A 12,110-nucleotide genomic window follows, 5' to 3' on the forward strand; every position below is an offset into this window, starting at 1 on the left:
GAAGATGAGCTAACGATCGGAGCCGGGCCGTGGTCGAGACCGAAGCGACACGGTCCGGCGCAGGCGTGAAGCCGGGACTGCTCATTGCCGGTCTGTCGATCGTGGTGCTGACGGTCGCGGTGCTGCAGACCGCCGTCGTTCCGGTGCTCGGTGTCATCGCCGACCAACTGAACGTCTCGGCGGTCGCGACGAGTTGGGTCGTCACCGCGAACCTGCTCGCCGCCGCGGCCGCCACCCCGCTGATCGGCCGACTCGCCGACCTGCACAGCAAGAAGCGGGTGCTGCTGACCGTGCTGGTGGTCGTCCTCGCCGGTTCGATCCTCGCCGCCACCACGACGTCGCTGGCGTTGCTGGTCGTCGCCCGCGTGCTGCAGGCGGCCTCATACGGCCTGTATCCGATCAGCATCGCGATCCTTCGCGAGGAACTGCCCGACGACCGAATGGGCTCGGCGATGTCGGTGCTGTCGGGCACGTTGGGCTTCGGCGGCGGCACCGGCCTGGTGGTGGTCGGCCTGCTGATGAGCGGGCAGGCCGGCTATCACCGCGTCTTCTGGCTGACGACGGCGTTCACGGTCGTCGTGATCGCGATCGCGCTGCTCGTCGTGCCCGACCGCGCACGCACTGCGACCGGGACCATCGACTGGGTCGGTGCGTTCGGGTTGGCCGCCGGCCTCTCGGCGGTGCTGTTGGCCATCACGCAGGGCCACTCGTGGGGTTGGACGGCGCTGCCCACCGTGGGCTGCGCGGCGTGCGGCGTGCTGACCCTCTGCGGTTGGTGGTTCTGGGAGCGCCGCGCCAGGCAGCCGCTGGTATCGACCAAGATGATGACCCGACGGCCTATCATGCTCACCAACCTCGCCACCGTTTTCGTCGGCATGGGCTTGTACTTCGCCTTCCTCGGCCTCACCCAGTTCGTCCAAATCCCTTCCGACGCAGCGGGATACGGCTTCGGCGCGACCGTCCTGCAGGCCAGCGTCATCTACCTGCTACCGGGTGCGTTGACCGGCTTTCTGGTGGCTCTGGTCAGCGGCCGGTTCATCGACCGTTTCGGCGCCAGCCCGGTTCTGATCGTCGCCGCCGTCGCAGGCATCGCGGGCTTCCTATTCATCGCGTTCGCGCACGACGCGCCGTGGCAGATCATCGCCGCGAGCATCCTGGCCAACGCCTACATCAGCCTCGGCTACGGTGCGCTACCCGCGCTGGTGGTGGCCGAAGTCGACGCAACCGAGACCGGCGTCGCGACGAGCATGAACGCGATCGCGCGGACCATCGGCAGCGCGCTGGCCGCCGCACTGGTCGCGGTGTTGCTCGGCCGCACCCTCAACGGCGTCCCGATGGAGAGCAGTTTCGTCGCGATCTTCGCGGGCGGCGCGATCACCGCGGCCCTGGCGATGGTGCTGATCGCGTTCTCCCGACCACGGCGCACGACGATCGAATCCGTCGAGGCACGCTACGAATCCCGCGCCATGAACCACGAGTGGGGTTAACCCAGTGCCGCGAGATTCTCCACGGACTTGCGCACGTCGTTTCGGATCAGTTTCGCCACGAAGTTCCCCACCGGAGTGTTCAGCACACCGCCGGACAGGTCGGCGACCACCCGGAAGGTGGTGCCGGGATCGTTGTCGACCACGTGAACGCACAGGCCGATGCGGATTCCGGGACGGCCGCGGCCGACCAACTCGATCAACTCGGGCTCGTCGTAGCGGGTCACCCGCCAGTGGATGACGTTGCGGACACCCTTGACCCGGATGCAGGACGACACACACGTACCGACCTCGATCTGCGACGGCACCTCGCTGCGCCAGCCGTTGAAGATCGTCAGCCACTCGTCGAAGCGACGCAGGTCCGATGCCAGCGCCCATGCCTTCTCGGGACTCAGACTCGTCGACACCGCTACATCAACCTTCGCCATGTCAGAGCATCTACCCGGCTGTGCGCATGAGGTAAACGACGTCGGCAATTTCCACCGACCGCGCCGCGCACGGCTGGGAAACTAAAAGCCCATCCCGTCGCCCTGCCGCCAGCGGCAGGCGGTAGGCGACGACGCCCGATTCAGCGGTTTTTCTCGGTCTCAGGGGCGACTGACGAAGGATTCCATTGTAAAAATGTAAATTCGTTGCGGAATCGCTTGCGCAGGACCGCTCGATCCGCGAAGGTTTACCCACAGCTTCACTGCTGTGTCTAGAGGAGGCTCGCCCTGACCGGCACACACACCACCCCCGTCGAGCAAGCGGCGGGATCAGACGGGGCCCGCGCCAAGGGCGGCCCGGTCATTGAGATTGATCATGTCACCAAACGGTTCGGCGACTACGTCGCCGTAACCGAAGCCGACTTCTCCATCGCGTCGGGCGAGTTCTTCTCGATGCTCGGCCCGTCGGGCTGTGGGAAGACGACGACATTGCGGATGATCGCTGGTTTCGAGACGCCGACCGAGGGCGCGATCCGGCTGGAGGGCGCCGACGTGTCGCGCGTCCCTCCGCACAAACGCAACGTCAACACGGTGTTCCAGCACTACGCGCTGTTCCCGCACATGACGGTATGGGACAACGTCGCGTACGGACCGAGGAGCCGGAAGAAGTCCGCCAAGTTGAGCACCGCCGAGGTCCGCAAGCGGGTCGACGAGTTGCTCGAGATCGTGCGGCTCACCGACTTCGCCCAGCGCAAGCCCGCGCAGTTGTCCGGCGGCCAGCAGCAGCGGGTGGCACTGGCCCGTGCGCTGGTGAACTACCCCAGCGCGCTGCTGCTCGACGAACCACTCGGTGCACTCGACCTCAAACTGCGTCACGCCATGCAGTTCGAGCTCAAGCGCATCCAGCGGGAGGTCGGGATCACGTTCATCTACGTGACCCACGACCAGGAGGAAGCGCTCACGATGAGCGACCGGATCGCGGTGATGAACGCGGGCAACGTCGACCAGATCGGCACCCCGACGGAGATCTACGACCGGCCGTCGACGGTGTTCGTGGCGAGCTTCATCGGACAGGCCAACCTGTGGGCAGGCAAGCAGACCGGCCGGGTCAACCGCGACTTCGTCGAGGTCGAGGTGCTTGGCACGAAGTTGAAGGCGCGCCCCGGCGACACCACGATCGAATCCGGCGGCCACGCCACGCTGATGGTGCGACCGGAGCGGGTGCGGGTGTCGATGGACGCGCCGACCGGAGACGTCGCGACGGTACGCGCGACGGTCACGGACCTGACGTTCCAAGGCCCGGTTGTGCGGTTGTCGATGGCCGCGCCTGACGAGTCGACGATCGTCGCGCACGTCGGCGCTGAGCAGGATCTGCCGATGCTGCGACCCGGTGACGAGGTCCATGTCTGCTGGGCACCCGAGGCTTCGCTGGTGCTGCCCGCTGCGGATATCCCCACCACCGAGGATCTCGAAGAGATGCTCGACGACTCTTAACCGTTGGCAGTTGTTTCGTCCTCTTCCCTTCGTCGAAAGGCACAGTCGCCATGCCCTCCAAGGACTTTGATCCGCAAATTCTGAATCGTCTTGCCGCCAACCGGACTTCGCGTCGGCGCTTCATCGGCGGCGGTGCCGCGGCCGCCGCGGCGTTGGCCGTGGGCGGCTCGTTCCTGGCCGCGTGTAGCTCCGACAACAAGTCCTCCTCCTCCGGCGGCGCCACGTCGACGCAGGAAGGCCCTGCCACGGGCACGGTGCGGATCTCGAACTGGCCGCTGTACATGGCCGACGGTTTCGTGGCCGCCTTCCAGAAGGCGTCCGGTCTGACCGTGGACTACAAGGAAGACTTCAACGACAACGAGCAGTGGTTCGCCAAGGTCAAAGAGCCGCTGTCGCGCAAGCAGGACATCGGCGCCGACCTCGTGGTGCCCACGCAATTCATGGCCGCTCGCATCCATCGCCTCGGCTGGCTCAACGAGATCAGTGAGGCCGGCGTGCCGAACAGGAAGAACCTCCGCAAGGACCTGCTCGACTCGCAAGTCGATCCGGGCCGGAAGTTCTTGGCGCCGTACATGACCGGCATGGTCGGGCTGGCGTACAACAAGGCCGCCACCAAGCGGGACATCGCGACGATCGACGATTTGTGGGATCCGGCCTTCAAGGGCCGGGTCAGCCTGCTCTCCGACACGCAGGACGGGCTCGGGATGATCATGCAGTCGCAGGGCAACTCCGTCGAGAAGCCGACCACGGAGGCCGTCCAGAAGGCGGTCGATCTGGTCAAAGAACAGAAGGACAAGGGCCAGATCCGGCGGTTCACCGGCAACGACTATGCCGACGATTTGGCGGCAGGCAATATCGCTGTCGCGCAGGCATATTCGGGTGACGTGGTGCAGTTGCAGGCCGACAATCCCGATCTGCACTTCGTGATCCCCGAGTCGGGCGGCGACTGGTTCATCGACACGATGGTGATTCCCTACACCACCCAGAACCAGAAGGGCGCCGAGGCGTGGATCGACTACATCTACGACCGGCCCAACTACGCCAAATTGGTTGCGTTCACCCAGTACGTTCCCGTGCTTTCGGACATGACGGATGAACTCAACAAGATCGACCCCAAGCTGGGTGCCAACCCGTTGATCAACCCGCCGCAGGAGAGCCTCGACAAACTGAAGTCCTGGGCCGATCTGACCGACGAGCAGACTCAGGAGTTCAACACGATGTACGCCGCAGTCACCGGCGGTTGATCAGATGGCAGGTGTCGCCAGCAGCAGTCGGCAGCGGAGCAAAATCGCCCCGTATCTGATGATTCTGCCCGCGCTCGTATACCTCGGGATCTTCTTCGTGGTGCCGCTGTTCACGCTGGCCCGCACGTCGTTGTCGAGTTCCGGTGGCTCGGTGTTCCTGCCGACGCTGACGTTCAACTGGGACTTCGGCAACTACTCCGAGGCGTTCACGACTTACCGGGATCAGATCATCCGGTCGTTCTCGTACGCGTTGGTTGCCACGGTGGTGTGCCTGCTGCTGGCCTTTCCGCTGGCGTATGTCATCGCGTTCAAGGCGGGCCGGTACAAGAACCTGATCCTGGGACTGGTGATTCTGCCGTTCTTCGTCACGTTCCTGATTCGCACGATCGCGTGGAAAACGATTCTGGAAGACGACGGTTTGGTGGTCAAAGCCCTCGGAGCGATCGGCTTGCTGCCTCACGAAGGCCGATTGCTCTCGACGGCATGGGCGGTGATCGGCGGGCTGATCTACAACTGGATCATCTTCATGATCCTGCCGCTGTACGTATCGCTGGAGAAGATCGATCCCCGACTGCTCGAGGCGTCGCGCGATCTGTACTCCGGCGCGCCGCGCAGCTTCCGCAAGGTGATCCTGCCGCTGGCTATGCCCGGCGTGCTGGCGGGCAGCATGCTGGTGTTCATCCCTGCGGTCGGTGACTTCATCAACGCCGACTATCTCGGTAGTACGCAGACAACGATGATCGGCAACGTGATTCAGAAACAGTTCCTGGTGGTCAAGGACTACCCGGCCGCCGCGGCGCTGTCCATGGTGTTGATGGCGATCATTCTCGTCGGCGTGCTGCTGTACACGCGGGCGCTGGGCACGGAGGACCTGGTATGACGACTCAGGCCATGACCGACCTGGCCAGCACCGAGACGACGACGGTCAAGGGCAGCCCGAAATGGGGCGACCTGCTTCTGCGGATCGTCGCGGGACTTGTGCTGCTGTATCTGTTCCTGCCGATCTTCGTGATCATCCTGTTCTCGTTCAACAAGCCGCTTGGCAAGTTCAACTACACGTGGAAGGGCTTCACGCTCGAGAACTGGATGCACCCGTTCAAGTACCCGGCGTTGACCGACGCGCTGAAGCTGTCGTTGAACGTGGCGTTGGTGTCCACGTTGATCGCACTGGTCTTCGGCACACTGGTGGCGATAGCGCTTGTGCGGCAACGGTTCCGCGGTCAGACCGCGGTCGACACGTTCCTGGTGCTGCCCCTCACCGCGCCGGAGGTGGTGATCGGCGCCGCGCTGCTGACCCTGTTCCTGGATTTCGGCTGGGCGGCCGGCTACACCACGATCGTGATCGCGCACATCGCCTTCGAGATCAGCTTCATCGCGATGACCGTTCGCGCGCGGGTGCGAGGGTTCGACTGGACGTTGGAGGACGCGTCGATGGACCTCGGCGCCTCCCCCACCCGCACCTTCTTCAAAGTGACGCTGCCGCTGATCGTTCCCGGCATCATCGCCGCGGGCATGCTGTCGTTCGCACTGTCACTGGACGACTTCATCATCACCTATTTCGTCAGCGGGTCGACGGTGACCTATCCGCTGTACGTGAACGCCGCCGTCAAGGCCGCGGTGCCGCCGCAGATCAACGTGCTGGCGACCGCGATCCTGGTGATCAGCCTGCTGCTGCTTGCGGTGGGGACTCTGTACCGGCGCAAGCGGTTCGAGGCCTAACCCAACTGCACGGCGACCTGTACGCGGCCCTTCTCGTCGCGACTGGCGATGGCGTGTCCGGTGCGGTCTCGGCCGTCGAGCTTGAGCAGCGTTATCGGGCCGCCCTCACCGAGGAAGTTGCGCCACCACGTCTTGCTGTCCGGTGCCGTCACGTTGATGACGATGCGGTCGCCGGAGCGCCGGTAGCCCACCGGCGTCTGAATCGTCTTGCCTGAGCGGCGCCCGACGTAGCGGATGTTGATCAGGCCGCGCCGCACGACCGTACCCACGACGGGCGCGTCGATCAGCGCGACGAACACCTTGTTGACGATGCCGGCGATGGGCGTAGCGAAGATTCCCGATGCCATGGCTTCGAGGGTAGGTCAGCCGACCTCGGCGGGCACCGGCGACGGGCGTGCACCGGTGCGTGCTGCACCGATGCCAGCGGCTACCACGAAGCAGATGCCGACGGTGCCCGCCGGGCCGGGGATCTGGTGCAGCACCAACAGTCCGACGATCATCGCGAACGCCGGCTCCAGCGCCATCAGGGTGCCGAACGCCGCGGTGGTCAATCGCCGCAGTGCGAGCAGTTCAAGGGCGAACGGCACCACCGGCAGCAGGATCGCCAGGCCGATGCCGATGAGCAGGATCTCGGGGGTCATCCGCGGCAGCACCGCCGGCCCGACCGCGATGGTGGCGACGAGGCCGGCGACGGGCATCGAGACTGCGAGCGCATTGATGCCGGACACCGTGTCACCGGCCCGCTGGGTGAGCACGATGTAGCAGGCCCAGCACGCGCCCGCACCCAACGCGAACAGCACCCCGATCGGATCGACCGACCCGGTCCACGGCCCGGTCAGCAGCACCACGCCGACGGCGGCCAGCCCGGGCCACACCACCCGGTGGCTGCCCTTGCCATGTGCCACCGCGACGCCGAGCGGCCCGAGGAACTCCAGCGCGCTGGCCGTGCCGAGTGGGATGCGATCCAGCGCGGCCATGAACAGCAGGGTGACGGTTGCGGTCACGACGCCGAGCACCACACACACCCGGAACGTCGCCCAGGTGAACGCGGCGAACCGGGGCCGCACGATGACCAGCATGAGCACCCCGGCCCACGCCAGTCGCAGCCACGCGGCACCCTCGACGCCGATGCGGTCGATCAGCGTCACGGCCAGCGCGAGGCCGACCTGAACGCACATCATCGAACCCATGGCCATCAGGGCGCCGGTGCGGGCCTGGTTCGTCATCACCCCTGAATTGAACGGGATAACGACCGTTCACGTCCACGTGATTTTTCTGCACATACCGTTCACAATTCGTGAACAGTTATTTGATGGTGTAGCCCCCGTCGATGACGAGGTCGGCACCATTGACCATCGCCGCGGCATCGGAGGCCAAATACACTGCTGCCGCAGCGATTTCGTCCGGATAGGCGAACCGCCCGGTGGGGATCAGCTTCTTGAGCGCATCGCCGTGCGGCCCGTCCCACGCCTTGCGGCCCAGTTCGGTCAGCACCACTGTGGGCGAGATCGTGTTGACGCGCACCCCACGCGGTCCCCATTCCGCGGCCAGCACTTTGGAGACGCCGACGACGCCGAACTTCGACGCACAGTAGGCCACGTGCTGGTCGAGCGCGACGCTGGCGGCCTGCGAGGCCATGTTGACGATTGCCCCGCCGCCCGCCTCCAGCATCGACCGGCCCACCGCCTGACACATCAGGAAGGTGCCCTTGAGGTTCACGTCGAGCGTGGTGTCCCACGCCTTCTCCGACAAGTCCTCCGCAGGGGCGAGGTGGACGACACCGGCGCTGTTCACCAGGATGTCCATCCGGCCGAACGCGCTGTGCACCGCCTCCACGGTGCGGCGCACCGAATCCGGATCGGCGACATCACAACGGAAGCCGCGACTTTCGGTTCCAAGACCCTCGGCACGGGACACCGCACCGGCCTCGTCGAGGTCGACGACCGCGACGCGGGCCCCCTTGGCGGCGTAGGCCTCGGCAATGGCCGCCCCGATGCCGGCGGCCGCGCCGGTCACCAGGGCGGTCTTACCGTCCATGCGGAAGTCGAAATCGACTGTGACTTCGTCGGTTTCGGCGGTCACGGCTGCTTCTGACCCGGGATGCCCTCGTAGGCGATGTCACCGGTTTCGAGGTTGCGGTTGGTCAGCTCGGTCAGGTCCTTGAGGAACTGCGCGCGGTCGGTCACCACGTGCTGGATCGCGACGTCGACGTTGTCCTTGGTGATCGCGGGCATGGTGTACACGGGATCGGCCTTGACCGCTTCGTGCTTGGCGAGCTTGCTGGCCACCGCGAGACCGGCTGCCAGTTCGACGGTGCCGTTCTGCAGTGAGGTGCCGATGAATTCACCGCTCTTGACCGCGTTCAGGCCGTCCTCGATGCCGTCGATGCCGACGATCGGAACACCCGCACGGCCCGCCTCCTTCAACGCCTGGAGCGCGCCGAGGCCCATATCGTCGTTCTGCGCGACGACGCCGGTGATCTGCGGTCCGAACCCGGAGATCCAGTTCTTCATCTTGTTGACGGCCTCGTCGCGTTTCCAGTTGGCGGTGTCCTTGGCGAGCACCTTGATGTCGGGGTACTTGGCCAGCACCTGTTCGATGCCCTTGCTTCGGTCGAGTTCACCCGACTGCCCCAGGGGGCCCTGCAGGATGACGATGTTGCCCTTGCCGCCCAGCTTGTCGGCCATCATCTGCATCTCCTGGGCACCGGCCGCCACGTCATTGGGTTGGACATTGCCTTGGATGTCCTTGCTGTTCAGCGACGCGTTGACGGCCACGAGCGGAATGCCCTTGGCCTTGGCCGCGGCGACCTGCGGGGCGAGCGAATCCGCTTGCACGGGAACGACGATCAGGGCATCGACGCCCTGGTTGATCATCGAGTCGACCTGGCTGGCCTGGGTGGACACGTCGAGATTGGCTGAGTTCCAGACCAATTCGATGTTGTTCTCCTTGGCGTAGGCGTCCATCCCCTCCTTGCCCGCGGTGATGAACGAACTCATGTCGTACACGGTCACCCCCACCCGCATGGTGCCCTTTTTGGCGTCGGTGTCGCCTGCGCCGCAGGCCGTCATGCCGAGGGTGAGCGCGCCTGCCGCGGCGACGGCGCCGATCTTGGTTGCCAGTTTCATGTGACGGTTCTCTTTCTCTGTGTGGTGATTCAGGTTCCGACTCTGCGGCGTGACGACCACACGTCGACGGCGACGGCCGCGACGATCAGCACACCCTTGATCACGTCCTGCCAATACGCCGGGACGACAAGGATGTCCAGGCCGTTGTTGAGGGTTTGAATCATGAACAGGCCGAGCGCGGTACCCCAGATGGTGCCCCGCCCGCCCATCAGGCTGGCCCCGCCGATGACCACCGCGGCGATGGCGTCGAGTTCGTAGCCCTGCCCGAGGTTCGGCGGTCCTGATATCACCCGGGAGGCCAGCATCACGCCGGAGATGCCCGCCAGCAGACCGGAGAAGGCGTACACACTGAACAGCACATACTTGGTGTTGATACCGGCGATCTCGGCCGCATTGCGGTTGCCGCCGACCGCGTAGACCCGCATGCCGTAGGTGGTGCGCTTCATCACCACCGCCAGCGCGACGATGCCGATGATCATCAACAGCACCGGAATCTGCAATCCGAGGATCTTGGTGTTGGCGATCGACCCGAATTCCGCTGGCAGTCCGTTGATGGGTGCGCCGCCGCCGATCACGTAGGCCATACCCGAGCCGGCGGTCAGGGTGCCCAACGTCGCGATGAACGGGGGAACATTGATGCGCGACACCAGGATTCCGTTCAGACAGCCGACCGCGAGCCCGACGACCATCGCGACCACGACGGTCAGCCACACCTGCCCGGGGTTCGCCTTGGCGGTGGCCGCCGCTGCCATCGCCGACACCGCGATCACGCTGCCGACCGAGAGGTCGATACCGCCGGTGAGGATCACCAGCGTCTGGCCGAGCGCAATGAGCGCGAACGGTGCGGCCGCGACCAGGATGGTGACCAGGTTGTCGACCGTGCTGAATCGCATACTGCGGTAACTGAAGTAGGCGATGACAAGCAGCATCACCAGCACCATCGCGTAGCGCAGCGCCAAGCCGGCGAACCATGCGCGCGAGAACAGCCGCACCGGCTCACCGGTGGCCGGCGAGGCCACACTGCGAGCCCGCACAGATGCGGTCTCTTCGCTGTCGAGTTGGGTGGTCACGATGCAGCCTCCTGAGTTGTGCCGGCCGGCAGGCTGGGTGACGGTGCATCCAGGGCGGTGGCCAGACGGAAGACGGATTCCTGGACCGCCGGGTGGTCCAGCGCGTCACGGTCGAGTTCGCCGACGAGCACGCCGGCGCGCATGACGAATGCCCGATGCGACAAACCGACGATCTCGGGCATATCCGATGACGCCATCACCACCGCCATGCCGTTGGCGGCGAATTCGGTGATGATGCGGTAGATCTCGCTGCGGGCGCCGACGTCGACGCCGCGGGTGGGTTCGTCGAGGAGCAGTACGTTGACCTCGCCGGTCAGCCACCGGGCCAGCACCACCTTCTGCTGGTTTCCTCCGGACAGCGTGCCGACCTCCTGACCGAGTCCGCGGCTGCGCAGGCGCACCGACGTCATCACGTCCGAAACGGCTGCGGTGCGGGCCTTTCCGCGGAGCCACCCGGCCAGCGAGAACGACGACAGCCGTGGCAGCGAACCGTTGTCGAGCACGCTCATCGACAAGACGGCACCGTTGAGTTTGCGATCCTCGGGCACCATCGCCATGCCCGCGGTGATGGCGGCGGCGGGTTGGTTGCGTTTGACCGGCCTGCCGTCCACCAGCACCGTCCCGGCCGTGCTGCGCCGTGAGCCGAAGATGGCCTCGAGCAGTTCGGTCCTGCCCGCGCCGACCAACCCTGCCAGGCCGACGATTTCGCCGGCGCGCACGTTGAACGACACCGGTCCTGCGGCGCCGACCACTTCCAGATCGCGGACCTCGAGGACGGTGTCGGTGCCGGGTTGCGGGCGGTGGGGAAACAGGGTGTCGAGTTCGCGGCCGATCATCGCAGTGACGATCTCGTCGTCGGACACGTCGGCGATGGGCGTGTCCATGATCAGCCCGCCGTCGCGCAGCACCACGACGCGGTCGGCGATGGCGCGGATCTCGGCCATCTTGTGCGTGGTGTAGACCATCGCGACACCCTGGTCGCGCAACCGGCCCACGATGCGGTAGAGCCCTTCCACCTCGCGTTCGGAGATCGCCGACGTCGGCTCGTCGAGCATCATCACGCGCGCGCCGGTGCGGGCAGCCTTGACGATCTCGACGATCTGCCGCAGTCCGACGGGCAGGCTGCCCATGCGCGCGGTCGGCGAGATGCTGACGTCGAACAGCCCCAACGTCTGCTTCGCCTCGGCGATCATCGCGCGGCGGTTCAGCAGCGGTCCGCGCCGCAGTTCCCGCCCGACGAACATGTTCTCGTAGACCGTCATGTCCTCGATGGAGGCGAGTTCCTGCGGGACGATGGCCACGCCGTGGCGGACGGCATCGCGGGGGCTGCCTGGCGTCAGGGTGGCGCCGGACACCGATACGGTGCCGTCGTCGGCGCTGTACTGACCGCTGATGATCTTCATCAGCGTCGACTTGCCTGCGCCGTTCTCACCGGCCAGCGCGGTCACCGTGCCGGGTTCGAGGCGTAGGCTCACCCCTTTGAGGACCGGTACGCCGCCGAATCCCTTTGTGATCGACGAACATTCGAGAAGTGTCTCGGCCATCG

Annotated in this window: 12 protein-coding genes; 5 read left to right on the plus strand and 7 right to left on the minus strand. The window is 65.6% G+C overall.

All coding sequences use genetic code 11. From position 1 onward, the window contains the following. Nucleotides 1-29 precede the first annotated feature (29 nt). Entirely contained in the window at nt 30-1,487 is a 1,458-nt protein-coding gene (locus C1A30_RS04470) for an MFS transporter (protein ID WP_101947038.1), read from the plus strand. Here the strand turns inward: C1A30_RS04470 and C1A30_RS04475 are convergent. Continuing rightward, nucleotides 1,484-1,912 carry an SRPBCC family protein gene (locus tag C1A30_RS04475; protein WP_101947039.1) on the minus strand — a complete coding sequence of 143 codons (429 nt, stop codon included), beginning with the start codon at nt 1,910-1,912 and terminating at the stop codon, nt 1,484-1,486. The genes C1A30_RS04470 and C1A30_RS04475 overlap by 4 nt on opposite strands. A gap of 360 nt (nt 1,913-2,272) precedes the next feature. Here C1A30_RS04475 and C1A30_RS04480 point away from each other — a divergent pair, with 360 nt between their 5' ends. The 4 genes from C1A30_RS04480 to C1A30_RS04495 are packed head-to-tail and all read left to right on the plus strand — an operon-like array spanning nt 2,273 to nt 6,366. Further along, nucleotides 2,273-3,403 carry an ABC transporter ATP-binding protein gene (locus C1A30_RS04480; RefSeq protein WP_101947040.1) on the plus strand — a complete coding sequence of 377 codons (1,131 nt, stop codon included), beginning with the start codon at nt 2,273-2,275 and terminating at the stop codon, nt 3,401-3,403. A 50-nt stretch (nt 3,404-3,453) separates the two neighbouring features. After that, nucleotides 3,454-4,647 carry a spermidine/putrescine ABC transporter substrate-binding protein gene (locus tag C1A30_RS04485; protein WP_101947041.1) on the plus strand — a complete coding sequence of 398 codons (1,194 nt, stop codon included), beginning with the start codon at nt 3,454-3,456 and terminating at the stop codon, nt 4,645-4,647. A 4-nt stretch (nt 4,648-4,651) separates the two neighbouring features. Beyond that, entirely contained in the window at nt 4,652-5,527 is an 876-nt protein-coding gene (locus tag C1A30_RS04490) for an ABC transporter permease (protein ID WP_101947042.1), read from the plus strand. Continuing rightward, on the plus strand, nt 5,524-6,366 hold the full coding sequence (locus tag C1A30_RS04495) for an ABC transporter permease (protein WP_101947043.1): 843 nt from the start codon (nt 5,524-5,526) through the stop codon (nt 6,364-6,366). The genes C1A30_RS04490 and C1A30_RS04495 overlap by 4 nt, the downstream gene beginning before the upstream one ends. Here C1A30_RS04495 and C1A30_RS04500 read toward each other — a convergent pair. From C1A30_RS04500 to C1A30_RS04525, 6 genes are all read right to left on the minus strand, one after another. Continuing rightward, the gene (locus tag C1A30_RS04500) at nt 6,363-6,713 is read right to left on the minus strand and encodes a nitroreductase/quinone reductase family protein (protein WP_101947044.1); all 351 of its coding nucleotides are present in this window, start codon (nt 6,711-6,713) and stop codon (nt 6,363-6,365) included. The two genes, C1A30_RS04495 and C1A30_RS04500, sit on opposite strands and share 4 nt — an antisense overlap. Nucleotides 6,714-6,728: 15 nt before the next feature. Then, nucleotides 6,729-7,595: a DMT family transporter gene (locus tag C1A30_RS04505; RefSeq protein ID WP_200828156.1), complete on the minus strand. Its 867-nt coding sequence runs from the start codon at nt 7,593-7,595 to the stop codon at nt 6,729-6,731. A gap of 76 nt (nt 7,596-7,671) precedes the next feature. Beyond that, nucleotides 7,672-8,448, minus strand: a complete 777-nt coding sequence (locus tag C1A30_RS04510) for an SDR family oxidoreductase (protein WP_101947046.1) — start codon at nt 8,446-8,448, stop codon at nt 7,672-7,674. Further along, nucleotides 8,445-9,494, minus strand: a complete 1,050-nt coding sequence (locus C1A30_RS04515) for a substrate-binding domain-containing protein (protein ID WP_101947633.1) — start codon at nt 9,492-9,494, stop codon at nt 8,445-8,447. Before C1A30_RS04515 ends, C1A30_RS04510 begins: the two co-directional genes overlap by 4 nt. A gap of 29 nt (nt 9,495-9,523) precedes the next feature. Continuing rightward, nucleotides 9,524-10,564: an ABC transporter permease gene (locus C1A30_RS04520; RefSeq protein WP_101947047.1), complete on the minus strand. Its 1,041-nt coding sequence runs from the start codon at nt 10,562-10,564 to the stop codon at nt 9,524-9,526. Further along, nucleotides 10,561-12,108, minus strand: a complete 1,548-nt coding sequence (locus tag C1A30_RS04525; RefSeq protein WP_101947634.1) for a sugar ABC transporter ATP-binding protein — start codon at nt 12,106-12,108, stop codon at nt 10,561-10,563. The genes C1A30_RS04520 and C1A30_RS04525 overlap by 4 nt, the downstream gene beginning before the upstream one ends. Nucleotides 12,109-12,110 lie beyond the last annotated feature (2 nt).

The sequence above is a fragment of the Mycobacterium sp. 3519A genome (assembly GCF_900240945.1).
In the GTDB taxonomy this organism is placed as follows: Bacteria; Actinomycetota; Actinomycetes; order Mycobacteriales; family Mycobacteriaceae; genus Mycobacterium.